Source organism: Bradyrhizobium sp. 159 (assembly GCF_023073795.1).
In the GTDB taxonomy this organism is placed as follows: Bacteria; Pseudomonadota; Alphaproteobacteria; order Rhizobiales; family Xanthobacteraceae; genus Bradyrhizobium.
This window is the reverse complement of the sequence record NZ_JADPKE010000082.1, coordinates 57064-82845: the sequence shown is the minus strand read 5'-3', so window position 1 is coordinate 82845 and position 25782 is coordinate 57064. Positions and strand designations below refer to the sequence as shown.

Genomic DNA, 25782 nt, shown 5'->3' with positions numbered 1-25782 from the left:
ATGCTCGAAAAGCACAGCGAGAATGAGGTTCATGTCGACAAGGTCGAGCAGGGACCTACGTCCTCGATCGCCTTCGGGCTGGAACGGCTCGGGCTGATCGCCGTCCGGACCCCGATCGTTTCCTGTATCGTCCTGCTCGCGCTGATCGTCGGCGCCGTGTTCGGCATTCACCGGATCAAGATCGACGATTCGCTGTCGCAGCTCTTCCGCTCCGACACCCGCGAATTCCACCAATACGAAGAGGTGACCAAGAAGTTCCCGGCCGAGGAGTTCGACGTTCTCGTCGTGGTTGAGGGCAAGGATCTGCTGGCGAGGAACAACCTGGAGAAGCTGCGGGACTTCATCACGGACCTGCAATTGGTCGAAGGCACGCGCGGGCTGGTCTCGCTGTTCTCTGCGCGCCAGGCGCCGGCGCCGGGCAAGCTGCCGGCGGCGCTGTTCCCGCCCGAGCTGCCCGAGGGCGCGGCCTATGACAAGTTCATCGAGACCGTCAAGAACAACGAGATCATCCGCGGCAAGCTGTTGTCGGAGGACGGCACGCTGGCCCTGATCGTGTTGTCGCTCGATCCGGAGGTGGTCGGCTCCAATAAGCTGACCAAGACCGTCGGCGACATCCGCGCGCTGATGAAGGAGGACCTTAGCGACACCGGGCTCAACGTGCAGCTCTCCGGCGTGCCGGTGATGCAGCTCGAGATCCGCAACGCGGTCGAACGCGACGGGCTCACCTACAACATCCTCGGCATCCTCGCCGGCTGTATCATCGCCATCATCTTCTTCCGCAAGATCTCGTTCATGGTCGCGGCGGCATTCCCGCCGATGATCGCGATCCTGCTGGCGCTCGGTGCGCTCGGCTGGGCTAATTTCAACCTTAACATGTTCCTGAACGTGATGACGCCGCTCATCATGGTCATCAGCTTCTCGGACTCGATGCAGCTCACCTTCGCCGCGCGCGACCGGCTGATCGCAGGCCAGGACAAGTTCACCGCGTTCAAGAACGCCGTGCTGGTGGTGGGACCGGCCTGCGTGCTGACGCACGGCACCGCCGGCATTTCCTTCATCGCGCTCCAATTCTCCGACTCCGACCTGATCCGCAAGTTTGGCGAAGCGGGCCTTGCTGCCACCATCATCGCGCTGGTCGCGGTGCTGTCGCTGGTGCCGGTGTTCGGCGTGCTGTTCGTGCGCAACGAGAAGGTTTTTGCGGTCAAGTTCCAGGGTGCCGATGCCGGCGTCCAGGCGCTGCGCAATTTCTGCTATTGGATCGCGGTGCGCATGGTCGGCCGTCCCGGCCTGTTCAGCCTGATCGCGGTGCTGTTCGTCGGCGGCCTCGGCGTCATCTATGCCAATCTGGAGCCGCGCTACCGGCTCGCCGATCAGGTGCCGGACAAGCGCCAGGCGGTCGCCGCCAGCGACCGGCTCGACGCCAAGCTGACCGGCGCCAATCCGGTCAACGTTCTGATCGCGTTCCCCAAGGGCGAATCGCTCTATTCGCCGGAGACGCTCCAGACCATCGGCGACGTGCATGCGATCGTGGAGAAGGCGGCCGGTGTCGGCAACGTCTGGTCGCTCGAGACCCTGCGCCGCTGGCTGGCGGAAAAGGCCGGCAGCGCCGACGTCGCGACGCTGCAGGAATATGTCAACGTCATCCCCGAGCACCTGGTGCGGCGCTTCATCGACGCCGAGCAGGACGCGGTCGTGGTCGCCGGCCGTGTGCCGGACAAGGATTCCAGCCAGCTGCTGCCGATCGTCGACAAGCTCGATTCCGAACTCGACGCCGTCCGCAAGAAGCATCCCGGCTACGAGATTGCGGTGACGGGCCTCGCTGCGATTGCGGCGCGCAACTCGGCCAGCATGATCGAGAAGCTGAACCGCGGCCTCACCGTCGAATTCGCGCTGGTCGCGATCTTCATCGGCCTCGCCTTCCGCTCCTGGGTCGTGATGTTGGCCTGCATCCTGCCTGGCATCTTCCCGGTGGTGATGTCGGGTACGGTGCTGTGGGCGATGGGCGAGGGCCTGCAATTCGCCAGCGTCGTCGCGCTCACCGTCTCGTTCGGCCTCGGCCTCAGCGCCACCATCCACTTCCTCAACCGCCTGAGGCTCGAGAGCAAGCCGGGCGTCGGCTCGGCGCTCGCGGTGGAGCGCGCCACCGTCTTGGTCGGCCCGGCGCTGATCCTGACCACGGTGGTGCTGGCCTGCGGCCTCGTCGTGACCGTGTTCTCCGACCTGCCGTCGCTGCGGCTGTTCGGCTGGCTCAGCGCCTTCTCGATGGTGATGGCGCTCGTCGCCGACCTCTTCATCCTGCGGCCGACGGCGATGTGGCTGATCAATCTGCACGCGAAGCTGCAGGGCGACAAGCCGGCGATTTGAGCGGGAGGGCCCGGGCCGTCTCGTATTCGACGTCAAGCAGCCATACGCATGTCCATGTCAACAAAAAGCCCCCGGCTCGCGAGAGCCGGGGGCTTTGTTGCTCGTGAGCGGAAAGGACGTCAGCCCTTCGTCATCGTGATGTTGACGCCGCGGATTTCGCCCTTGGAAGAGATCTGCACCGTCTGCTTGGTGCCGTTGGTGCGCAGTGACAGATTGGCGGCAAAACCGTTGGCCTCGACGAACACGTCGATCTGGCCGCCGCCGGCGGTGCCCTGGAGGTTGCCGAAGATGTTGCGGCTGGCTTCGCTCCAATTGCCGGAGATGCGGTCGCCCTGGCTCGTCACGTCGCTCGTGAGGTCGAACTTGTAGCTGTCGGACGCGCAGTGCAGCGCCTGCTTGAGGTTGAGGCCGCTGCCGGCGACCTTGTAATCGGCCTTGCAGCGGATGCGTTCGGTGGAGCCGTCGGACAGCGACACCGTGCCGGTGCCGGTCCACGCGCCGTCAAAACCGGCAAATGGGCCGGACGATTGAGCATGGCTTGCCGACACTGAGAAGAGCAGCGCAGCCCCGATGCCGACCGCCTTGATTGCCTGTCCAGATCGCCCAAAGAATGTCATCTCAAATATCCCGTTTTGGAACGACGTCCATTCAAGACAAGGACGTCTCGCCACATCGAAAGTTTAGTGTTCCGAGCCTGTGCTAGGTTCAACGCGTGACCACCGAAGATGGTGCTTCGTGCCACGCGCAATAACGCGATTCCCCGTGTTTCGGTGTGTTTCTGACCGAAACAGCGAGGCGGAGAGATGCAGCTCTGCAACAGATCCCAGCCAAAACGCGATGTTCCAGAATTATCTCGTAGTATCAGCCTCTTACATCTGCCAATGAAGGCGCAGGGAAGACCTGATTTGGTGGAAGTGGCGCCAATTTGGCCGCATTTGCCAGTGCTTGTGCCTTCTCTGAGCCCGCTACTCCCGCGGCAACTTGCCATCAGAAGAATCCGCGCCGGACATCCGCCCTGTGCAGCCCGTGATCGGTGCGATTCTGCCGTCAGAATGAAGGAATACAATGCGTAAGCTTCTCGTCGCTCTCACCCTGCTGTCGGCCTCTCTTTCGACGGCGGCGTTCGCCCAGCAAGGGCGTGGCACGGACGCTGAGCAGAAGGCCTGCACACGCGACGTGCAGAAGTTCTGCCGTCCGGTCATCGACCAGGGCGATTTCACCGTCCTGGCCTGCCTCAAGGAGAACCGGGCCAAGATCTCGCAGGCCTGCGACCAGGTCCTGAAGAACCACAACCAGTAAGCTCGGCCGCTGGCCGACAAGGGCGGCCTGGGCCGCCTTTGTCGGCGCGATCCGCAAGGGGCAGCCATCGAGAGACAGGATTGGTTTTGCGGCCGTATTCCCCTATATGGGGGCCGCCGGCATGAGCCCGCGCGAGCGAAAAAGCCCTTCCTGTCCAACCGATTGTAAACCAGCCCTCGATGACCTCTGCGAGCGAATTGCGATCCGGCAAGAGTGACCGCGACGAGAATTTTCCCGTCGCGTCCTGGATCATTCATCCGCGTCATCGCGCGCTGATTCTGGCGTATTACAATTTCGTCCGCACCGCCGACGACATCGCCGACCATTCGACGCTGCCGCCCGACGAAAAGCTCGCTTATCTCGACCTGCTCGAGGCGGAACTGCTCGGCAGGGGCGACACCCAGGCCGAATCGGTCACCCTGCGCCGTGCACTGGCCGAGCGCGGCATGGCGCCGCGCCATGCGCTCGACGTGCTCATCGCCTTCCGCATGGACGTCACCAAGCTGCGCTACGAGAATTGGGACGAGGTCATCCACTATTGCCGCTATTCGGCGATGCCGGTCGGCCGCTTCATGCTCGACGTTCATGGTGAGAGCACCTCGACCTGGGCTGCCTCGGATGCGCTCTGCGCGGCGCTCCAGATCAACAACCACCTCCAGGATTGCGGCAAGGATTTTCGCGAACTCAACCGCGTCTATCTGCCGCGCGATGCGCTGGCCGCGAGCGGCGCCTCCGTCGAGCAGCTCGGGCTGACGCAGTCGCCGCCGGCGATGCTGGCCTGCCTTCAGGCGCTCGCCGTGCGTAACGAAGCGCTGCTGAACGAGAGCAAGTCGCTCAGCGCGCAGGTGAGGGACTTCCGCCTGGGCGTCGACATTTCGGTGATCCAGGCCTATGCCGACCGCATCGTGCGCCTGCTCAAGGTGCGCGATCCCCTGCGCCAGCGCGTGCATCTGAACAAGCTCGAGCTGCTCGCCTTCAGTCTCGCCGGGATGATTGGCGAAGTCGGCCGTCGCGCGATCGGACGCAGGGCCATTTCCAGACCGGGGACTGCACATGACGCTTGAGGCGACCTCGCCCGGCGCCAATTATGGTTCGACCGCATCCGGCAGCTCTTTCTACGCCGCGATGCGCATCCTGCCGCATGATCAGCGCGAAGCGATGTTCCAGATCTACAGCTTCTGCCGCCAGGTCGACGACATCGCCGATTCTGACGGCCCGCGCGCGGAGCGGCTTGCCGCGCTTCAGCAGTGGCGCAACGACATCGATGCGCTCTATCAGGGCAATCCGCCGCCGCGCCTGAAGGACTACGTCGCCTCGGTGAAGACCTTCGGGCTGAAGCGCGAGGACTTCCTTGCCATCGTCGACGGCATGGAGATGGACGTGCCGCAGGACATCCGCGCGCCCGATATGGCGACCCTCGATCTCTACTGCGATCGTGTCGCCAGCGCCGTGGGGCGCCTGTCGGTGCGGGTGTTCGGCCTGCCTGAAGAAGACGGTATCCTGCTTGCCCATCATCTCGGCCGCGCGCTTCAGCTCACCAACATCCTGCGCGACATCGATGAGGACGCTGGCCTCGGCCGGCTCTATCTGCCGCGCGAGGCGCTGCTGCATGCCGGCATCACCGCCACCGATCCCAACCGCGTCATCGCCGAGCGCGCGCTGCCGAAAGTCTGTCTGCCGCTGGCGCAGCGCGCGAAATCGCATTTCGAGAAGTCGGACGAGATCATGAACCGCAACAAGCGCCGCGCGGTGCGCGCGCCGCGGATCATGTCGAAATACTATCATTCCATTCTGGACCTCCTGATGGCGCGCGGCTTCGACGCGCCGCGCGCGCCGGTGCGTGTGTCGAAGATCACACGCATCCTGATCCTGCTCCGTTACGCTTTCATCTGATGCAAAAGACAGTTCATATCATCGGCGCCGGGATTTCCGGCCTCTCCGCCGCCGTGCGGCTCGCCAATGCCGGCTTCAAGGTCGCCGTGCACGAGGCAACGCACCAGGCCGGCGGCCGCTGCCGGTCCTATTTCGACGGCGCCACCAATCTCACCATCGATAATGGCAATCATCTGCTGCTGTCGGGCAACAGCCATGCGCGTGCCTATGCGCGCGCGATCGGCACCGAGGCCGGCCTTGTCGGCCCCGAGCGCGCGCAGTTTCCCTTCGTCGACATCAAGACCGGGCAACGCTGGCAGATCGATCTCGGCGATGGCCGGCTGCCGACCTGGGTCCTCGACGAGAGCCGCCGGGTGCCCGATACCGGGCTGAGCGATTATCTCAAGCTGGCGCCGCTGGTCTGGGCGTCGGAGGAGACACTGGTCGGCAAGTCCATTCCTTGCGAGGGCATCCTCTATCAGCGTCTGGTGCAGCCGTTGCTGCTGGCGGCGCTCAATGTCGATCCGCCCGAGGGCTCGGCCGGGCTCGCCGGCGCGATCGTGCGCGAGACGCTGCTCGCGGGGGGGCAGGCCTGCCGTCCCCTGATCGCGCGCGACGGCCTCAGCGCCGTCCTGATCGAGCCTGCTGTGAAATTCTTGGCTGAGCGCGGCCACACGGTTCAGCTCGGCCATGAGCTGCGTTCGTTTTACACCAATGACGGCAAGGTCGCCGCGCTGAATTTCGGCGGCGAGGACGTGATCGAGCTCAGTGAGGGGGACGTCATCGTAATGGCGGTGCCACCCCGCGCCGCCGCCAGCCTGCTGCCCGGCCTGAAGACGCCCACCGAATTCCGCGCCATCGTGAACGCGCATTTCCGCTTCGAACCGCCGCCGGGCTCTGCGCCGATCCTCGGCGTGATCGGCGGCGTTGTGGAGTGGCTGTTCGCGTTCCCGAACCGACTTTCCGTCACCATCAGCAATGGCGACCGCCTGGTCGACATGCCGCGCGAGGAACTCGCGCAGGCGATCTGGAACGACGTCTGCAAGGCCGGCGGCGTGTCCGGTGAGTTGCCTCCGTGGCAGATCGTGCGTGAGCGCCGCGCCACGTTTGCCGCGACGCCAGCGCAGAATGCCCTGCGTCCGGCGCCGGTCACTGCGCTGAAAAACCTGTTCCTTGCTGGGGATTGGACTGCTACGGGATTGCCGGCAACCATCGAGGGATCGGTCCGGTCGGGCGATCGCGCCGCCGATCTGATTCTCGCCGCACAGCGGCCCTGACGGGCAAATGTCCCGGTCAATTTCAATCGACAATCGGAGCAATCGAGCGACATGGATTCCGTGAACGCGACCAGCCGCGAAGCCTTGGATCCAAGCATCTTGGAATCGAGCATTGCATCGGCGACGCAAGGCGTCCTCGGCTTCCAGCAAGCGGACGGCCATTGGGTGTTCGAGCTCGAGGCCGACTGCACGATTCCGGCCGAGTATATCCTGCTGCGCCATTATCTCGCCGAGCCCGTCGACACTTTGCTCGAAGCCAAGATCGGCAACTATCTGCGTCGCGTCCAGGGTGCCCATGGCGGCTGGCCGCTGGTGCATGACGGTGAGTTCGACATGAGCGCCAGCGTGAAAGCCTATTTCGCGCTGAAGATGATCGGCGATTCCATCGATGCCCCGCACATGGTGCGTGCGCGCGAGGCCATTCATGCCCGCGGCGGTGCGATTCATAGCAACGTCTTCACGCGCTTCCTGCTGGCGACATTCGGCGTCGTGACCTGGCGCGCGGTGCCGGTGCTGCCGATCGAGATCGTGCTGCTGCCGTTCTGGTCGCCGTTCCACCTCAACAAGATCTCCTATTGGGCGCGCACAACGATGGTGCCGCTGATGGTGATCGCCGCGCTGAAGCCGCGTGCGAAGAATCCGAAGGGCGTCGGCATCGACGAGCTGTTCCTGCAGGATCCGCGTTCAATCGGCATGACCGCGAAGGCGCCGCACCAGAGCATGGCCTGGTTCCTGCTCTTCCGCTCGCTCGATGCGATCCTGCGCGTGATCGAGCCGATGTTTCCCAAGAGCCTGCGCAAGCGCGCGATTGATGCGGCGCTCGCCTTCACCGAGGAGCGGCTCAACGGCGAGGATGGCATGGGCGCGATCTATCCGCCCATGGCTAATATCGTCATGATGTATGACGCGCTCGGAAAGGACGAGAATTATCCGCCACGCGCGACGACGCGGCGGGGCATCGACAAGCTGCTCGTTATCAAAGACGACGAAGCCTATTGCCAGCCCTGCGTCTCGCCGGTGTGGGACACGACGTTGACGGCCCATGCGCTGCTGGAAGCTGGCAACGCGCAAGCCGTGCCGGCCGCCAAGCGTGGCCTCGATTGGTTGGTCCCGAAGCAGGAGCTCGAAGTGAAGGGCGATTGGGCGGTGAAGCGGCCCGACGTGCGTCCGGGCGGCTGGGCCTTCCAGTACAACAATGCCCATTATCCCGATCTCGACGACACCGCCGTCGTGGTGATGTCGATGGACCGGATGCGCCGGGAGCACGGCGCGACCGGCTATGACGCCGCGATCGCCCGCGGCCGGGAGTGGATCGAGGGCATGCAAAGCGACGACGGCGGCTGGGCTGCCTTCGACGTCAACAATCTCGAATATTACCTGAACAACATCCCGTTCTCCGACCACGGCGCGCTGCTCGACCCGCCAACCGAGGACGTCACCGCGCGCTGCATTTCGATGCTGGCCCAGCTCGGCGAGACCGCGAAGACCAGCAAGCACGTGGCCGACGGGGTCGCCTACTTGCGGAAAACCCAGCATCCGGAAGGGTCCTGGTATGGCCGCTGGGGCATGAACTTCATCTATGGAACCTGGTCCGTGCTCTGTGCCCTCAACATGGCCGGCGTCGACCACAAGGACCCCATGATTCGCAAAGCCGCCGCCTGGCTGGCCTCGATCCAGAACGAGGACGGCGGCTGGGGCGAGGATGCCGTCAGCTATCGCCTGGACTACAAGGGCTGGGAGGCTGCGCCCTCGACCGCCTCGCAAACGGCATGGGCCTTGCTTGCCCTTATGGCGGCAGGCGAGGTTGATCACCCGGCCGTCGCCCGCGGGGTGGAGTACCTGATTGCAACACAAAACAAAAAAGGACTGTGGGACGAGCAGCGGTACACCGCCACAGGCTTCCCCCGCGTGTTCTATCTACGATATCATGGTTACCCAAAGTTCTTCCCGCTGTGGGCACTGGCGCGGTACCGGAACTTGCGGAACACCAACAGCAGGGTGGTAGGGGTCGGAATGTGACTTTGGGGACGGGGGACTATTTTACCGCGGGTAATACGATCGACCCGCGGCCGATACTGATCGTGACCGGTTTGGTTCAGGAGGCCCGCATTGCAGCCGGGCCCGGAATGGCGGTCATCTGTTCATCCAGCAGCCCGACCCAGTTGCGGGCCCTGCTGACGGTGGTGGATCCCGAAACGATTCGCGGTGTGATCTCGTTTGGTGTGGCTGGCGGGCTCGACCCGACCTTGCGCTCCGGTGACGTCGTGCTGGCGACCGAAGTGCTGTCCGGCGACACCCGCTGGGCCGCCGGCCTGTCGCTCGGCGACGACCTCATCGATCGCCTGACCTCGGGACGCCGCCGTGTCGTGCGCGGTAGCCTCGCCGGTGCCGAGGAAGTGGTCACCGGGCGGTCCTGCAAGGCGGCGCTGCATTCCGAGACTGGAGCAGCGGCCGTCGATATGGAGAGCCACATCGCGGCCGCCTACGCGGCCGAGGCCGGGCTGCCCTTTGCCGCGGTCCGCGTCATCAGCGACCCCGCCCATCGCGCGCTGCCGGCGCTCGCCCGCGCCGCCATTAAGCCGAACGGCCAGATCGACCTTCCGGCCGTGCTGCGCGGCATCGTGCGCAATCCGGCGACGCTGCATGCGCTGGTCTCGACCGGCCTCGACTTCAACCGCGCGCTGCGATCTTTGCGCGGCTGCCGCGACTTTCTGATCGGCACCGAGGTCGCCGGCAGCGAGACCCTGGTGTCAGAGGCGGCCTGAGCGGCTTCTTCGAGCTGACGAAAAGAAAGGCCCGGTCGCATTGGCGACCGGGTCTTTATCTTACCTGCATCTTACCTGCTTGGGCCTGCCTCAAGCCGCCGTCGAAGCCTTCGTCGCCTTCTCCTGCGCTGCGAGAGCTTCGTCGCGGCGGATCTCCGAGAGCTTCTTCTGGACCTGCTCGGAGAAGATGTACTGAGCCGGGCGCTGCTTGGACATGTCGATCTCCGGCGCCATCGGGCCAGTGGTCTTGATGCCGCGCAGCGACACCCACATCGCCTTCAGCGGGTTGTTGAGGGCTGCGGTCGCCGCGGTCGGCTCGTAGCCGCAATGGGCCATACAGTCGGCGCACTTCTCGTATTTGCCGGTACCGTAGCTGTCCCAGTCGGTGGTCTCCATCAGCTCCTTGAAAGTCTTCGCATAGCCTTCGCCGAGCAGGTAGCAGGGCTTCTGCCAGCCGAAGATGTTGCGCGCGGGCATGCCCCACGGCGTGCACTCGTATTCCTGGTTGCCGGCGAGGAAGTCCAGGAACAGGCCGGAATGCATGAAATTCCACTTCTTGCCCTTGCCCATGGCGAAGACGTCGCGGAACAGCTTCTTGGTCTTGGTGCGGTTGAGGAAGTGCTCCTGGTCCGGCGCGCGCTCATAGGCGTAGCCCGGGGACATCGAGACGCCGACGCCGAGCTCGACGGTGAAGTCGAGGAATTTCGCGATCTCCTCGGCCGGATGGCCGTCGAAGATGGTGGCGTTGACGTTGACGGTGAAGCCGCGCGCCTTGGCCGCCTTGATTGCGGAGACGGCGCGGTCGAACACGCCCTTCTGCGACACCGCCTTGTCGTGGTGATCGCGCAGGCCGTCGAGATGCACGGAGAAGAACAAATACGGGGAGGGCTCGAACAGATCCAGCTTCTTCTCAAGCAGCAGCGCGTTGGTGCAGAGCGAGACGAACTTCTTGCGCGCGACGAGGCCGCGCACGATCTCGCCGATCTCCTTGTGGATCAGCGGCTCGCCGCCGGGAATCGCGACCATTGGCGCGCCGCATTCGTCGGCGGCGTCCCAGCACTCCTGGGCCGTCATGCGGCGGTTGAGGATCGCGTCGGGATAATCGATCTTGCCGCAGCCGACGCAGGCGAGGTTGCAGCGAAATAGCGGCTCCAGCATGAGCACAAGCGGATAGCGTTTGCGGCCAAGCAGTTTCTGCTTGAGCAAATAGCCGCCGATACGCATTTCCTTGAAGAACGGGATGGCCATTACAAGTTTCTTTCTGGGCTTTGAATTCGGGTGGGTCAGCTCGCAGCCAGTTGCGCCGGAAGCCTGAATTCGATGTTTTCCTCGCGGCCCGGCAACACCGAGACCTTCACAGGTCCGATCCGCCGCATCGCTTCGATCACGTCATCCACGAGTACCTCGGGCGCCGATGCGCCGGCCGTGACGCCAACAGTTCTGGCATCCTTCAACCACTCCGGATTGAGCTCGCTGCCGTCGGCAATCAAATAACTGGCGACGCCGGCTTCAGTGCCGATTTCGCGGAGCCGGTTCGAGTTCGAACTGTTGGCAGCGCCAACCACCAAGATCACGTCGACCAGCTTGCTCAAATCCCTTACCGCAGTTTGGCGGTTCTGTGTCGCATAGCAGATATCCCGGATATCCGGACCTTGAATATCTGTAAAGCGGGCCTGAAGGGCCGCGATGATGTCCTTGGTGTCGTCGACCGACAGGGTGGTCTGGGTGATGTAGGCCACTGGCGTATCCGCCGGCAGCGTCAGCGCCTTAACCTCTTCAACGCTTTGAACCAGCAGCACGGGAGCGGGAACCTGGCCCATCGTGCCCTCGACCTCGGGGTGGCCGGCATGGCCGATCAGGATCAGCGTGCGTCCCTTGGTGATGTAGCGCTTCCCCTGATTGTGAACTTTCGTGACCAGGGGGCAGGTGGCGTTCAGCACCGGAAGGTCGCGCGCGGCGGCCTCTTCCTCGACGCTCCGGGCGACGCCATGGGCGCTGAAAACGGTGACCGCTTTCGGCGGCACCTCGGACAATTCCTCGACGAAGATCGCGCCCTTGTTCTTCAGGCTCTCGACCACGTATTTGTTGTGCACGATCTCATGGCGCACGTAGACGGGCGGGCCGTACTTTTCCAGGGCCCGCTCCACGATCTCGATCGCACGCACCACGCCCGCGCAGAAGCCGCGCGGCTGCGCCAGATAAACTTCCATTGGACGTCCATCACGCAAGTTGCACCAATCCACTTCAAAGTTCCCGACAGCACCCGATACTGACCAACGAGCTGCAATATCCGCACCATCGGTCTTGCGCACGCGGTAGCCGCCACTCCCCGTTCGGGGCTCCGGCGCATGGAGGCGCAATACTTTGTGTCAAAAAATCGGCAGCAAGGGAAGGCTGAATGAACCTAGGGTTCCCGACAAAATCCATTCGATGGTATTATAGTAGGGTAATCCACGGTGAGCGAGATGCGGCACGGTGCTCACTCTTTCGTCACTTTCCCGCCTCAACTTCCCGGTTATACCGACCGCCCCGCATTGGTTTTTGCCACGCTCCTCCGCCGTTTACCTCGAACCTTCGCGCGGCGAGAGCCACTCAAAACAGCAATAGGTTTCGCCCGGGAACTCCGATAAACAGCGGGCGTTTCCGGCAAGCTGTTAACCGCAGAAAGAAAAGAAGTGCTGCAAAGCGTCGTCGTTGCCATTGTCAGGGCCTGCACCCGGTTTGCCTCCCTCGTCGTCGTTCTCGGGCTCCTGCTGTCGGTGGGAGCGGGCTATTACGCTGCGCGCCACTTCGCCATCAACACCGACATCAATTCGCTGATTGCCCAGAATCTCGACTGGCGCCAGCGCGACCAGCAGTTCGACCGCGCCTTCGACCGCGATGCGACTATCACGGCGGTCATCGAGGCCAAGACGCCCGAAATGGCGAGCGCGGCGGCGGACGCGCTCTTTGCCAAGCTGAAAGACGACAAGACCAACTTCCAGTCGATGCAGCAGCTCGGCAGCGGCGAGTTCTTCGAGAAGAACGGCCTGTTGTTCCTGCCGACCGAGGAGGTCGGCAAGATTACCGGTCAGTTCGAATCCGCAGCGCCCCTGATCGAGATCATGGCGGGCGACCCCTCGATCCGCGGCCTGACCGGCGCGCTCGAGACCGGACTTGCCGGCGTCAAGCGCGGCCAGGTCAAACTCGACAGCACGGAACGGCCCTTCAACCTGATCGCGCAGACGGTCGAGACCGTGCTCAACAAGGGCAATGCCAGCTTCTCCTGGCGCGAGCTCGTCAGCGACGAGCCGCTGAAGGATTCGGACAAGCGCGCCTTCATCGAGTTCAAGCCGATCCTCGACTACAACGCGCTGGAGCCGGGCAAGGGCGCCACCGATGCAATCCGCAAGGCCGCAGCGGATCTGGATTTCCCCACCAAATACCAGGCGCGGGTGCGGCTGACCGGCCCGGTCCCGATCGCCAACGAGGAATACGCGACCGTCCAGGAAGGCGCCGTCGTCAACGGCATCGGCACGGTCCTCGTCGTGCTGCTCATCCTGTGGCTGGCGCTGCATTCGGCGAAGATCATCTTCGCGGTGTTCGTCAACCTCTTCGTGGGCCTCGCGATCACGACCGCGGCCGGCCTGATGATGGTCGGCTCCCTCAATCTGCTATCGATCGCGTTTGCGGTGCTGTTCGTCGGTCTCGGCGTCGATTTCGGCATCCAGTACAGCGTCCGTTACCGATCCGAGCGCTACAAGCACGACAATCTCTCGGGCGCGCTGGTGCTGGCCGCCAAGCGCTCGGCGGTGCCGCTGTCGCTCGCGGCGATGGCAACGGCCGCGGGCTTCCTCTGCTTCATGCCGACCGATTACAAGGGCATCTCCGAGCTCGGCCAGATCGCCGGCGTCGGTATGCTGGTGGCGTTCATCTCTTCGATCACCGTGCTGCCGGCGCTGTTGAAGCTGTTGAACCCGCCCGGCGAACCGGAGCCGGTCGGTTACGCCTTCCTGGCGCCGCTCGATCACTTCCTCGAAAAGCACCGCGTCCTGATCGTCGGCGGCACGCTGCTGCTGGCGCTCGGCGGCCTGCCGCTGCTCTACTTCATGAAATTCGACTTCAATCCGATGAATCTGCGCAACCCGCACGCCGAATCCATCGCGACCTTCCTCGACTTGCGCAAGGATCCCAACACCGGCGCCAATGCCATCAACGTGATGGCGACGTCGGAGGAGCAGGCAAGGCAGGTCGAAGCCAAGCTGGAGAAGGTGCCCGAGGTGCTGCGGGTGATGTCACTCGACAGCTTCGTGCCGCAGGATCAGCCGCCGAAGCTGAAGCTGCTCGCGCAGGGCGCCAAGGTGCTGAATCCCGCGCTCAATCCCGACCAGATCGATGCGGCTCCCTCCGATCAGGAGAACGTCGAATCGCTGAAATCCTCGGCTGACAATCTGCGCCGGACCGCGGGGGATGCGAAGAGCCCGGGTGCGGCCGCCTCGCGCCGGCTGGCGGACGCGCTCGAGAAGCTCGCCAATTCCGATGAGGCCGCGCGCAACAAGGCGCAGGACGTGTTCGTCACGCCGATGAAGATCGTGTTCGACCAGCTCAGGAACGCGATGCAGGCCGAGCCGGTCACCCTGAAATCCCTGCCGCCGGATCTCGTCAGCGCCTGGAAGAGCAAGGATGGCATCATCCGCGTCGAGGCATTGCCCAAGGGCGACCCCAATGACAACGACACCCTGCGCAAATTTGCGGCCGCAGTGCTCGCGGCCGAGCCGACCGCGATCGGCGGCCCGGTCTCGATCCTGAAATCCGGCGACACCGTGGTGAAGGCGTTCATCCATGCCGGCATCTATGCGCTGCTGGTGATCGGCTTGCTCTTATGGGTCACGTTACGCCGGTTCGTCGACGTGCTGATGACGCTGGTGCCGCTCCTGGTTGCCGGCGCGGTGACGCTCGAGATCTGCGTGTTGATCGGCCTGCCGCTCAACTTCGCCAACATCGTCGCATTCCCGCTGCTGCTTGGCGTCGGCGTCGCCTTCAAGATCTATTACGTCGTGGCGTGGCGCTCGGGCAGAACGAACCTGCTCCAGACCAGCCTGACACGCGCGATCTTCTTCAGCGCGCTGACGACGGCGACCGCGTTCGGCAGCCTGTGGCTGTCGAGCCATCCCGGCACGTCCAGCATGGGCAAGCTGCTCGCACTCTCCCTGGTGACGACGCTTGCCGCCGTGCTGCTGTTCCAGCCGGCCCTAATGGGCAAACCCCGCAATCTCCGGGAGTAGGCAGATGTCGCCGATCGGGTCGGCGGCGCTCTTCTGACCGGCCTTGGCTGCGCCGACGGCCTTCGGGGCAGCGGGGGCAGGTGCTGTGGCGCCCGTCGTTCCCTGGGCCTTCGGTGCCGCGCCGCTGGACTTCGGCGCGCCCCTGGCCATGGCGTTGGCGGGGCTCAAGGGGATCGGCGGACCAACCCGGGTCCAGGTCTCGCCCCCGCAGAGGAAGCCCATCACGCAGCCCTTGATTTCGAGCTGGTCGGTACCGGCCGGCGTGATGGTTGCACTGTAGAGCTGGCCGTCCTTCGCGTTGTAGACCTGTCCCTCCCACTGATCGACGCCGGGCTTCTTCTTCATGTCGATCAGGGTCGCCATGCCCAGCGTCGGCCTGTTCTTTTTTGACGCATCCGGGTTGTTCTCGTCGCGGCCGCCAGGCTGCTTTTCCCAGGACACGGCACCCCACATGCTGCCGTTGCATTGGGCGACACGGATGTTGGCGACGCCGTCGGCGACCCGCCAGTCGCCGGTCGGGTCTGCGGCGAGCGCGGGGGTCGGACAGGTGTAACCGGCAGCCAGTATTATTCCGGTGTAAAGGGCTAAACGCATGATAGTTCCTTGGCAGTGCAACATCGCTTAAAGCTGTGCTTGCGAAGATGGTCCGAAAAAGGGCAAAAGGCCGCACAGAGCGTTTTCGACAGCGGTCCGTTTTCAGTTGACGAGACGGCCCTCAACCGAAGTATGTAGCGGATGCACAGTCCAAATCCAGACATGTCTGAGCTCTTCGCGGACCGTCAGGCCCAGCGCAGCGCCCTGCATAATCGGTATCTGAATGAGCAGTTCGTTCGGGTTCTGAAGACCATCGGATACGATGTCGGGTTCCAGAAGGGGCAGGGGCAGTACCTCTATGATCGCGATGGCGCGCGCTATCTCGACCTCTTGTCCGGGTTCGGCGTGTTTGCGATCGGGCGCAATCATCCCGTCATGCGTGAGGCGCTCAAGAGCGTGCTCGACGCGGACCTGCCCAATCTCGTCCAGTTCGATGTCTCGGTGCTCGCCGGCGTGCTTGCCGAGCGGCTTTTGAAGTACGTCCCTTATCTCGACAAGGCGTTCTTCGCCAATTCCGGCGCAGAATGCGTCGAAGCCGCGATCAAGTTCGCGCGCGGCGCGACCGGCCGGCCCGGCATCGTCTATTGCGCTCACGGCTATCACGGCCTGACCTATGGCGCGCTGTCGCTAACGGGTGATTCGAACTTCCGCACCGGTTTCGAGCCGTTGCTGCCGGGCTGCACCCCGATCCCGTTCAACGATCTGGCCGCGCTCGAAAAGGCGCTGGCCTCGCGCGAGGTCGCAGCCTTCGTCGTCGAGCCGATCCAGGGCAAGGGCGTCAACATGCCCACCGATGAGTTCCTGCCCGGCGCGGCCGCGCTCTGCAAGAAATACGGCACGTTGTTCGTAGCCGACGAGATCCAGACCGGCATGGGCCGCACCGGCCGCTTCCTTGCGGTCGAGCACTGGAACGTCGAGCCCGACATGGTGCTGCTGTCGAAGTCGCTGTCGGGCGGCCACGTGCCGGTCGGCGCGGTGCTGACGCGCAAGAGCATCTTCGACAAAATCTTCAACCAGATGGATCGTGCGGTGGTGCACGGCTCCACCTTCTCCAAGAACGACCTCGCCATGGCTGCGGGCATCGCCACGCTCGACGTCATGGAGTCCGACAAGCTGATCGAGTCCGCCGCCAAGCGCGGCGCCGAGCTGCGCCTCGCGCTGACGCGCATGGTGCCCGGCTACGAGCTGATGAAAGAAGTCCGCGGCAAGGGGCTGATGATCGGCGTCGAGTTCGGCCCGCCGAAGTCGCTGCGCCTTCGCGCTTCCTGGAACGTACTGGAGACCGCCAACAAGGGCCTGTTCTGCCAGCTCATCACGGTGCCGCTGTTCAAGGATCACAAGATTCTGACCCAGGTCGCCGGCCACGGCAGCCACACCATCAAGCTGCTGCCGCCGCTCACCATCACCGAGGAAGACTGCACCTGGATCGAGCGCGCCTTCGACGACGTCATCGCCGGCAGCCATAAGGTCCCCGGCGCGATCTGGTCGCTCGGCAAGACCTTGGTCGACAACGCGGTACGACGGTCGGCGTAGTTTCGCCGATCGGTCTCAACGCGCGTCATTGCGAGCGAAGCGAAGCAATCCAGGATCGTTCCGCGGAAAGAACCTGGATTGCTTCGTCGCTACGCTCTCGCAGTGACGGCGAGACCCTTCTATCCCTCCACATTCGCCTTGATCGCCGCCTCGAACCTGTCGACGAACTCGGCGAGCTCGTCGGCGCCGAGATCGCTGACGGCCCAGAAGTTCAGGCCGCGATTGCCCCAACGACGGCAGTTGAAGCCCTGCATGGTTTCGGTCTTTGGCGCGCGATATTCTGCGTTCGATGTCTGCGACACGAACAGGTTGATGACGTGCTGCCGGCGCCGGTAGACGACGGCGCCGATGGCGCGCGCATCGATATAGTCGAGCCGGCCGCCGACCAGCGTGAAACCCTGCGCGGTGAGGTCGATCACGGGCGGGGCGACGTCGAGCTTGCCGTTGAACCATGGCTTGACGGTGTGCTGGTCGGTGGAAATCACGTCGGTAAGGTGACCGGCCTGGAGCGAGCGCAGATGCGCGGAGACGACCTCCGACAGGATACGCTGCTGGTCGTCCTGGCGCAGCACCACCGCGACGACCCCCGAAGCAGCAAGCGCGGAGACGGCTGAGCCCATTGCAAAGCCGCGCAGCACGGAGCGGCGGGTCGGTTGTTGGCGCTGCGGCTCGGGCAACGAGGCCTCGATCCGGCTGCGCAGGCTTACGGGCGCGGTGTAGCGCAAATTGGCGTGGGCGAGCACGCGTTGCATGTCGCGCTGCGCGGCGAACTCCGCAGCGCAGTCCGGGCAGCTTGCGATGTGGGCTTCGACCTCGCGCGCATGGCCCGCATCGAGCTCATTGTCGAGCAGCGCGTGAAGCAGGTTCCTTGCTTCTTCGCAAGTCATCTTGAGTGCTCCTCTTCCACATTCCAGGCCGCGCGCAGCATGGCGCGGGCGCGGGCGAGGCGGGACATCACGGTACCGATGGGCGCGCCGACGACCTCGGCGATTTCACGGTAGGAAAGATTGTTGATCTCCCGCAGCACGAAGGTTTCCTTGAACGGTTCGGCGAGCGCGTCGATCAGCTTGCGGATCGCGCCGGCATCGCGGCTGCGCTGCACTTCGGTTTCCGGGCTTGCCTCGCTCTCTTGCCAGATCGGCGTCTGCTCGGCGGCGCCGGGCGTCTCCTCGATCGCGCTGTGCGAATGCGCGCGCCGCGCATATTCGGCGTTGCAGACGTTGCGCAGGATCGCGAACAGCCACGGCTTCATCGCCGGTCCATGATAGCTGTCAAAGTGCTTCAGCGCTCGCAGATAGCACTCCTGCACCGCGTCCTCGGCGTCGGAGGCATCGCGCAAGAGATAGCGCGCGAGCGTGTAGACGTCGTCGAGATAGGGCAGCGCCGCTTCGCGGAAGCGCAGCGCCTTCTGCAAATCGTCGGTGCCGGGCATCGCTCCTCGCTTTGCCTTTTGCTTTGCCACTTCTTTTGCCGTGATCGAATAGGTCTGAGCCCGGCCGGCGTGGGACAACCGGCCGGGCAAGACGTGGGTGCCTTGGTTGGAGACGTTACTCAACCTTGATCATCCCCGTCATGTGCGGATGCAACGAGCAAAAATATTTGTAGTCGCCCGCATTGGTGAAGGTGAACGAGAACTTGTCCTCGGTGTCCAGGGTCTTGGACCTGAACTTGCCGGCCGACACCACGGTGTGCGGGATGTCGTCCCGGTTGGTCCAGGTCACGGTGGTGCCGACCTTGATCGTGAGCTCGGCCGGCTGGAAAACGAAATTATCGATATGCACCTCCGTCTCGTCGGCACGGGCAGCTGTTGTGGGCAACAGGATGGCCGCGGCCAAAGCGAGACCGAAGTCGACACCGAAGTCGCGCCGATTGAGTGTCTTCATGATCAGCTTTTCTCTCAGCCCTGGAGCGGCGTGTCGATGATGGCGAGGCGCTGCTCGTTCTGCTTGAAGTTGATGCTGGCAACGCCGAGCATGGAGCGGAGCCTGGCGTTCTCGACCTTCATCGGTCCTGGTGAGGGAGCGGCCCCCGGCGCCGGCTGCGGGAAGGCGGTCGAGCGCGCAGTGTGGAAAGTGACGTTGCCCTCGAGCTTCTGCATCACCTGGTGGATGTGGCCGTTGAGCACCGTGACCGAGCCGAACCCCTTGACGTATTCCAGCGCGCGGCCGCCGTCTTCGGTGCCCCAGCCCCATTCGGGATAGACGGTCCAGAGCGGGATGTGCGCGAACAGCACGACCGGAGTCGATTTTGACTTGCCGCGCAGATCGTCATCGAGCCAGGCGAGCTGCTCGGCGCCGAGATTGCCGAGGCCGCCGGCCTTGAGGTCGACGACGTTGACTAGGCCGATGAAGTGCACGCCGCCGGCGTCGAACGAGTACCAGCCGTGACCCTTGGTGCCACGGCCGTAGCGTTCGCGATAGAGCTTCACCTCCTCGTCGATGATGTCGTGCTCGCCCGGCACGTAATGCACGTCGAGCTTGGTTTGCGAGATGATGCGCTCGGCATTGTCGAATTCGGCGGCCTTCGACAGATGCGTGATGTCGCCGGTGTGGATCATGAAGGACGGCTTGACCGGCATCGCGTTGATCTTGCCCACGGCTTCCTCCAGCGTGCCGAGCGCGTTGGGATTGGCCGGCTTGTCGAAGCCGACATGGCTGTCGCTGATCTGGAGGAAGGTCATGCCGGGCGCGGCCGCGGTAGCAGCTTGCGCACTATCGATGATGCCGAGCGAGCGCGGCACGCCGCCGGTGATGGTCCAGAGCACCCCGGTGCCGGCCCAGGTCATGCATTCCAGCACCTTGCGGCGGCTGACGCCGTCGTCCCCGTGATCGTGTCCGCTCATCGCGCATCTCCTCTCGCCCGGAATTGGGCTTCGGGAAGGTGATCGGGGAAGGAAGCGTCTTATTCCCGAATGCGATGACGATTTCGTGAGGGGGAAATTCTCGTGTCCCGGACGCAACGCAGCACCTCTTGGTGATGCGTTGCAGAGCCGGGACCCTGAAAGCCGCGCGGTGCGCCGAGATGGGCCCCGGCTCGGCGGCGCATCTGCGCCGCGTCCGGCACGAGACTTACTTTGAAAAATCTCTCACGGCTTGCACCACGGCCTGCGGCACTTCCTGCGCCACGCAATGCCCGGCATCATCGAAGGCCAACGTACTGACGCGCGGAATCAGCGATACGGCGCGCGCCGACATTTCCTTGTAGATCGGCCCCGACTTCGCGGCGGTCGTGACGCGCACCGGGCAGTCGATCTCGGTGAGCGAGGTAAACGGATTCCCGCGGGCATCGCCAACGTAAACCTGCTCCATCGCCTCGTAGATCGGACACAGGATTGCCGACTCGATCTCCGGCGTGCAGCAGAGCTTTACCCGGCCGTCGTCGAGCGGCACGAAGCCGTGGCGCACGTAAGCCCAAAGCGACGTCTCGGTCCAATCCGCAAATGCCGGCGCCGCGCGGTAGCGCGCGAAGACGGCCGCAGCGTTCTCGAATTCGGCCCGTCGCCGCAGCGTGCCGTGCACGCGGGAAAGGGATTCGTCGCTCAATGCGCCGGAGCGCGCCGCGCGCGGGTCCATCACGGTCGGCTCCATCACGAACAGGCGCGTGAAGCATCCGGGACGAAGTTTTGCCGCGAGGAGTAGGTCGGTCGCACCAGCACTGTGGCCGATGCCATAGACGTCGCGCAGCTCGAGTGTCTCGATCACCCGGCACACGTCATCGGCGTAATCCAGGAAGTGATAGGCGCCGGGCTTGTGGCTGGCGCCATGGCCGCGGCGGTCGAGCGCATAGACGGTGTAGGTCGATGCAAGCTCGCGCGCGACCTCGTCCCAGACGTCAGCGACGAAGCCAGTGCCATGCAGGAGCAGGGCAGGTGGTTTCCCGCTCTCGCCCCATTGCAACATGGCGATCTGCGCGTCGGCTGGGCCGATTGAAAAGCGGTACGGATTGATCATGGTGGCCGGATGCTACTTCGCATCCTCCAAAATCATCGCCGCACCTTTCTCCGCGATCATCGCGGTCGGCGTGTTGGTGTTGCCCGAGGTGATGGTCGGCATGATCGAGGCATCGACGATGCGAAGACCGCCGAGGCCGTAGAAGCGCAGGCGTTCGTCGACCACCGCCATCGGATCGTTCGCCGCGCCCATCTTCGCGGTGCCGACGGGATGGAAGATGGTGGTGCCGATGTCGCCGGCAGCCTTCGCAAGCGAGGCATCGTCGTCGCCGACGGTGGGGCCGGGCAGATATTCGATCGGGCGGTATTTTGCCAGCGCCTTCTGCTGCATCAGGCGTCGCGTGGTGCGGATGGCGTCGGCGCCGACCTGGCGATCGTCGTCGGTCGACAGGTAATTCGGCGCAATGATCGGCTTCTCTTCAGGCGTTGCCGAGCGCAGCCGCACGGTGCCGCGAGAGGTCGGTTGGAGATTGCACGCGCTCACCGTGATCGCGGGGAAGCGGTGCAGGGGATCGCCGAACTTGTCGAGCGACAGCGGCTGCACGTGAAACTGGATGTTGGCGCGTGCGCGCGTCGCATCGGAGCGCGTGAAAATGCCGAGCTGCGATGGCGCCATGGTCAGCGGCCCGCGGCGGCGGAAGGCGTAGTCGAGCCCCATCAGGCCGCGGCGAAACAGGTTGTAATAGGTCTCGTTCAGCGTGCGCACCCCTTCGACCTTGTAGATCGCGCGCTGCTGGAGATGATCCTGCAAGTTGCGCCCGACGCCGGGCCGGTCCACGACGATGTCGATGCCGAGCGGCGAAAGCCAGTCGGCGGGGCCGATGCCGGAGCGATGCAGCACCTGCACCGAGCCGATCGAACCGGCCGAGAGGATCACCTCGCGCTTGGCGCGCGCCTCGATGATCTCGCCATTCTGGATGAAGCGCACGCCGACGGCGCGGCCCTGCTCGATGACCAGGCGGTCGACGAGTACATGCTTTTCCAGCCGCAGATTGGGACGGTTCAGCGCGGGCTTGAGGAAGCCGCGCGCCGACGACCAGCGCCGGCCGCGCTTCTGGTTGACGTGGAAATAGCTGGTGCCTTCGTTGTCCCCGGTGTTGAAGTCCGGGATGCGCTTGATGCCCATCTCCTCGGCGGCGTCCCCAACGGCGTCGAGAATGTCCCACGACAGTCGCGGCGCCTCGATGCGCCAGCCGCCTCCTGTGCCATGATGCTCGCTCGGCCCAAGGAAATGATCCTCCAGCCGTTTGAACAGCGGCAGCACGTCGCCATAGCCCCAGCCGGTCAGCCCGAGCTGGCGCCAATGGTCGTAGTCGGCAGCCTGTCCGCGCATGGAGATCATGGCGTTGATCGCCGAGCAGCCGCCGATCACCTTGCCGCGGGGATAGGCGAGCGCGCGGCCGTTCAAGCCCGGCTCGGCTTCAGTCTTGAACATCCAGTCCGAGCGCGGATTGCCGATCGCGAAGAGATAGCCGACCGGGATGTGGAACCAGATCCAATTGTCGTCGCCGCCGGCTTCGAGGATGAGGACGCGGTTGTTGCGATCGGCCGACAGCCGGTTCGCGACGATACATCCCGCGGTGCCGGCTCCGACGATAATGTAGTCAAACTCACCTTCGAGCCGTCTTGGCATTCTGCGTCCATCCCAATAGGCGTCATGCCAGGGCTTGTCCCGGCCATCCACGCGCTTTCTGTCGTAATAGTCGGACGTAGATGGCCAAGACAAGCTGGCTAAAAGCCCGGCCATGACGAAAGGACAGGTTACCTTCGATCCACCGGAGTTAGGTGGACCGGCGCTTGCATGGTAGGACAATCCTGTGTTCCCAAAAAAGCTTGAGATCCTCCATGCCTATCGTGAACCGCGTCGCCGACCTCCAACCGGATATTCAGGCCTGGCGCCGGGACATCCATCAGCATCCGGAGCTGCTGTACGAGGTTCACCGCACCGCAGCATTTATCGCTGACCGCCTGCGCGAGTTCGGCTGCGATGAGGTCGTGACTGGCCTCGGCCAGACCGGCGTGGTCGGCGTCATCAAAGGCAGCAAGCCGGCCGGCGACGGGCTCAAGGTGATCGGTCTGCGCGCCGACATGGACGCGCTCCCGGTCGAGGAGCAGACCAACCTGCCTTACGCCTCGAAGAACCCGGGCAAGATGCACGCCTGCGGCCATGACGGCCACACCGCGATGCTGCTGGGTGCGGCGCGCTACCTGGCCGAGACCCGCAACTTCGCCGGCGATGCCGTGGTGATCTTCCAGCCGGCCGAGGAGGGCGGCGCCGGCGGCGAGGCCATGGTCAAGGATGGCCTTATGGAGCGTTTCGGCATCGAGCAGGTCTATGGCATGCACAACGGCCCGGGCATCCCGATCGGCTCGTTTGCGATCCGGCCGGGACCGATCATGGCGGCGACCGACGAGGTCGACATTCTGATCGAGGGCGTCGGCGGCCATGCCGCGCGTCCGCACAAATGCGTGGACTCCGTGCTGGTCGGTGCACAGGTGATCACTGCCCTGCAATCGATCGTTGCGCGCAGCGTCGATCCCCTGGAATCGGCTGTGATCTCGATCTGCGAGTTCCACGCCGGCAATGCCCGCAACGTCATTCCGCAGACGGCGACGCTGAGGGGCACTATCCGCACGCTGTCGCCGGAGGTGCGCCAGCTGGTCGAGAAGCGCGTCCGCGAAGTTGTGGCCGGCGTGGCGCAGATCACCGGCGCCAAGATCGATCTGCGCTACAAGCGCAATTATCCGGTGGTGAACAACCACGCTGCGGAGACCGAGGTGGCAAGGCGCATCGCCAAGCAGGTCGCAGGGGACGCCAACGTGCACGAGATGCCGCCGCTGATGGGCGGCGAGGATTTTGCCTATATGCTGGAAGCGCGGCCTGGAGCGTTCATCTTCTGCGGCAACGGCGACAGCGCCGGCCTGCATCACCCCGCCTACAATTTCAACGACGAGGCGATCGTCTTCGGTACGTCCTACTGGGTCAAGCTGGTCGAGGAACAGCTGGCGGCGTCTTAAGGCTTCTGAGTCGTCATTCCGGGATGGTCCGCAGGATCAGACCTGGAATCTCGAGATCCCGGGTTCGGCTCTTCGAGCCGCCCCGGAATGACAATCTTGAATGCAAATGGCCGGGCTAAGGCCCGGCCATCCGCATTTATGAAGTGTCGTTCTTCTCAGAACATCCGCGAGAAGATCACGTAGAGCGTGGCCGACAACATGATCGCGCAGGGCAGCGTCAGCACCCAGGCCATCAGCAGATTGCGGATGGTCGACCATTGCAGGCCCGAGCCGTTGGCCGCCATGGTGCCGGCGACGCCGGACGACAGCACGTGAGTGGTCGAGACGGGCAGGCCGAACACGTCGGCCGCGCCGATCGTGGCGGCGGCCACGAGCTCGGCCGAGGCTCCCTGCGCATAGGTGAGATGGCTTTTGCCGATCTTCTCGCCGACGGTGATAACGATGCGCTTCCAGCCGATCATGGTGCCGAGGCCGAGCGCGATGGCGACTGCGATCTTCACCCAGGTCGGGATGAACTTGGTCGCGGCGTCGAGCGAGCCCTTGTAGGTGTTGAGCACCGCGATCTCGTCCTTGTTGAGATCGTTCGCCTTATCCTTCATCAGGAAGCGGATCGCTTCCGAGGTCAGGTACATGTCGTTGCGGGTGTTGCCGACGGCTTCGGCGGGTACCTTGCTCAACGTGCCGTATCGAGCGACCTGATCGCCAACGTCCTTCACCAGCAGGGCGAGCGAGGGATAGGTACCATCGTTGAGCTCGTGCAGGGCGATGTATTGCGTCACCGCCGGGCGAGGATCGCCGATGATGCTGTGGCCGGCGCCTTTCGCCGAGATCACCTTGGAGGCAGCCTCGGAGGCCTTCTGGAACTGGGCGACCTGAGATTCCGGCAGCGCCCGGTTGAGGGCGTAAGCCGTCGGCACGGTGCCGATCAGGATCAGCATGATCAGGCCCATGCCCTTCTGGCCGTCATTGGAGCCGTGGGCGAAGCTGACGCCGGTGCAGGTCAGGATCAGCAGGCCCCGGATCCAGAGTGGCGGCGCCTTGTTGCCCTCAGGTGCCGCGTACAGAGACGGATTGCGCACGATGAACTTGAGCAGCAGCAACAGCACGGCGGCACAGATGAAGCCGAACAGCGGCGACAGCAGCAGCGCGTAACCGATCTCGGTCGCCTTGCTCCAGTCCACGCCGGAGGTGCCGTCGCGGCCGCGCATGACGGCGTTGGCGACCCCGACGCCGATGATCGAGCCGATCAGCGTGTGCGAGGACGAGGCGGGCAGGCCGAAGAACCAGGTGCCGAGATTCCAGAGGATCGCGGCGATCAGAAGCGCGAACACCATGGCGAAACCGGCGCTGGAGCCGACCTGGAGGATCAGCTCGACCGGCAGCAGCGAGACGATGCCGAACGCGACCGCGCCGGAGGACAAGAGCACGCCGAGGAAGTTGAAGAAGCCCGACCACATCACCGCGACTTCGGCCGGCAGCGAATGGGTGTAGATCACGGTGGCCACCGCATTGGCGGTGTCGTGGAAGCCGTTGACGAACTCGAAGCCGAGCGCGATGAGGAGCGCGACGAATAGGAGGATGTAGGGCAGGTAGGTCGTCACCCGCGTGCCGGTCGCGTTGATGTCGACATAGATGCTGTAGGCGACGAACAGCGCGCCCGCGGCGAGGATGCCGAAGAACAGGATCAGCGTCAGCGGATTGAAGCCCTTGTCGAGATTTGGCCGCGACGCCTGCTGGACGGGCGCGCGATCTGTTACGGCGCGGTCGAATGCTACATCGGTCATCTCTGGACGCCCCTTAACCTTCAGGTAAGGGTATTGTCCGCGATGGATTTGAAGGCTGGATGA

The 25782-nt window shown here is 64.1% G+C and carries 21 protein-coding genes; 10 read left to right on the top strand and 11 right to left on the bottom strand.

Going from position 1 to position 25782, the window contains the following annotated elements; genetic code table 11:
* Entirely contained in the window at window positions 1–2364 is a 2364-nt protein-coding gene (locus tag IVA96_RS22800; protein ID WP_247278906.1) for an MMPL family transporter, read from the top strand.
* Between the two features lie 119 nt (window positions 2365–2483).
* Here IVA96_RS22800 and IVA96_RS22795 read toward each other — a convergent pair whose 3' ends face one another.
* Window positions 2484–2981, bottom strand: a complete 498-nt coding sequence (locus IVA96_RS22795; RefSeq protein WP_247278905.1) for a hypothetical protein — start codon at window positions 2979–2981, stop codon at window positions 2484–2486.
* Between the two features lie 448 nt (window positions 2982–3429).
* Here IVA96_RS22795 and IVA96_RS22790 point away from each other — a divergent pair, with 448 nt between their 5' ends.
* The 6 genes from IVA96_RS22790 to IVA96_RS22765 all read left to right on the top strand — a co-directional run bounded on the left by IVA96_RS22790 (window position 3430) and on the right by IVA96_RS22765 (window position 9577).
* Window positions 3430–3663, top strand: coding sequence for a hypothetical protein (locus IVA96_RS22790; RefSeq protein WP_166817451.1), 234 nt, complete (start codon window positions 3430–3432; stop codon window positions 3661–3663).
* A gap of 179 nt (window positions 3664–3842) precedes the next feature.
* A complete protein-coding gene (hpnC, locus tag IVA96_RS22785) occupies window positions 3843–4727 on the top strand; it encodes a squalene synthase HpnC (protein ID WP_247278904.1) in 885 nt (294 codons plus the stop codon).
* Window positions 4717–5556 carry a presqualene diphosphate synthase HpnD gene (hpnD, locus tag IVA96_RS22780; protein ID WP_247278903.1) on the top strand — a complete coding sequence of 280 codons (840 nt, stop codon included), beginning with the start codon at window positions 4717–4719 and terminating at the stop codon, window positions 5554–5556. Before hpnC ends, hpnD begins: the two co-directional genes overlap by 11 nt.
* Window positions 5556–6812, top strand: coding sequence for a hydroxysqualene dehydroxylase HpnE (hpnE, locus tag IVA96_RS22775; RefSeq protein WP_247419299.1), 1257 nt, complete (start codon window positions 5556–5558; stop codon window positions 6810–6812). Before hpnD ends, hpnE begins: the two co-directional genes overlap by 1 nt.
* A gap of 51 nt (window positions 6813–6863) precedes the next feature.
* On the top strand, window positions 6864–8831 hold the full coding sequence (shc, locus tag IVA96_RS22770; RefSeq protein WP_247419298.1) for a squalene--hopene cyclase: 1968 nt from the start codon (window positions 6864–6866) through the stop codon (window positions 8829–8831).
* Entirely contained in the window at window positions 8828–9577 is a 750-nt protein-coding gene (locus IVA96_RS22765) for a phosphorylase (RefSeq protein WP_247301325.1), read from the top strand. The genes shc and IVA96_RS22765 overlap by 4 nt, the downstream gene beginning before the upstream one ends.
* Before the next feature lie 90 nt (window positions 9578–9667).
* Here IVA96_RS22765 and hpnH read toward each other — a convergent pair whose 3' ends face one another.
* Both hpnH and ispH read right to left on the bottom strand, forming a co-directional pair.
* Entirely contained in the window at window positions 9668–10825 is a 1158-nt protein-coding gene (gene hpnH / locus IVA96_RS22760; protein ID WP_247301324.1) for an adenosyl-hopene transferase HpnH, read from the bottom strand.
* A 35-nt stretch (window positions 10826–10860) separates the two neighbouring features.
* On the bottom strand, window positions 10861–11787 hold the full coding sequence (ispH, locus tag IVA96_RS22755; RefSeq protein ID WP_247419343.1) for a 4-hydroxy-3-methylbut-2-enyl diphosphate reductase: 927 nt from the start codon (window positions 11785–11787) through the stop codon (window positions 10861–10863).
* A gap of 465 nt (window positions 11788–12252) precedes the next feature.
* On the opposite strand from ispH, the gene IVA96_RS22750 reads away from it, so the two are divergent.
* A complete protein-coding gene (locus IVA96_RS22750) occupies window positions 12253–14841 on the top strand; it encodes an MMPL family transporter (protein WP_247419296.1) in 2589 nt (862 codons plus the stop codon).
* Here IVA96_RS22750 and IVA96_RS22745 read toward each other — a convergent pair.
* Window positions 14809–15435, bottom strand: a complete 627-nt coding sequence (locus IVA96_RS22745; protein WP_247419295.1) for a DUF2147 domain-containing protein — start codon at window positions 15433–15435, stop codon at window positions 14809–14811. The genes IVA96_RS22750 and IVA96_RS22745 overlap by 33 nt on opposite strands.
* Before the next feature lie 141 nt (window positions 15436–15576).
* Here IVA96_RS22745 and hpnO point away from each other — a divergent pair, with 141 nt between their 5' ends.
* Complete coding sequence (gene hpnO, locus IVA96_RS22740) at window positions 15577–16968, top strand: aminobacteriohopanetriol synthase HpnO (protein ID WP_247333440.1); 1392 nt, start codon at window positions 15577–15579, stop codon at window positions 16966–16968.
* A gap of 119 nt (window positions 16969–17087) precedes the next feature.
* Here the strand turns inward: hpnO and IVA96_RS22735 are convergent, their stop codons facing one another.
* The 6 genes from IVA96_RS22735 to IVA96_RS22710 all read right to left on the bottom strand — a co-directional run bounded on the left by IVA96_RS22735 (window position 17088) and on the right by IVA96_RS22710 (window position 22550).
* Window positions 17088–17855, bottom strand: a complete 768-nt coding sequence (locus tag IVA96_RS22735) for an anti-sigma factor (protein WP_247419292.1) — start codon at window positions 17853–17855, stop codon at window positions 17088–17090.
* Window positions 17852–18400 (bottom strand): sigma-70 family RNA polymerase sigma factor, encoded by a 549-nt coding sequence (locus tag IVA96_RS22730; RefSeq protein ID WP_247419340.1) that lies wholly within the window; start codon window positions 18398–18400, stop codon window positions 17852–17854. Before IVA96_RS22730 ends, IVA96_RS22735 begins: the two co-directional genes overlap by 4 nt.
* A gap of 115 nt (window positions 18401–18515) precedes the next feature.
* Window positions 18516–18851, bottom strand: a complete 336-nt coding sequence (locus IVA96_RS22725; RefSeq protein WP_247355170.1) for a cupredoxin family copper-binding protein — start codon at window positions 18849–18851, stop codon at window positions 18516–18518.
* A gap of 14 nt (window positions 18852–18865) precedes the next feature.
* Window positions 18866–19810, bottom strand: coding sequence for a metallophosphoesterase (locus IVA96_RS22720; RefSeq protein ID WP_247419291.1), 945 nt, complete (start codon window positions 19808–19810; stop codon window positions 18866–18868).
* Window positions 19811–20036: 226 nt separating this feature from the next.
* Complete coding sequence (locus IVA96_RS22715; RefSeq protein ID WP_247419289.1) at window positions 20037–20918, bottom strand: alpha/beta hydrolase; 882 nt, start codon at window positions 20916–20918, stop codon at window positions 20037–20039.
* 12 nt (window positions 20919–20930) lie between these two features.
* On the bottom strand, window positions 20931–22550 hold the full coding sequence (locus tag IVA96_RS22710) for a GMC family oxidoreductase N-terminal domain-containing protein (protein ID WP_247276684.1): 1620 nt from the start codon (window positions 22548–22550) through the stop codon (window positions 20931–20933).
* A 212-nt stretch (window positions 22551–22762) separates the two neighbouring features.
* Here IVA96_RS22710 and IVA96_RS22705 point away from each other — a divergent pair, with 212 nt between their 5' ends.
* On the top strand, window positions 22763–23935 hold the full coding sequence (locus IVA96_RS22705; RefSeq protein WP_247276683.1) for a M20 aminoacylase family protein: 1173 nt from the start codon (window positions 22763–22765) through the stop codon (window positions 23933–23935).
* Window positions 23936–24090: 155 nt separating this feature from the next.
* Here IVA96_RS22705 and IVA96_RS22700 read toward each other — a convergent pair whose 3' ends face one another.
* Window positions 24091–25719 carry an inorganic phosphate transporter gene (locus tag IVA96_RS22700; RefSeq protein ID WP_247276682.1) on the bottom strand — a complete coding sequence of 543 codons (1629 nt, stop codon included), beginning with the start codon at window positions 25717–25719 and terminating at the stop codon, window positions 24091–24093.
* Window positions 25720–25782 lie beyond the last annotated feature (63 nt).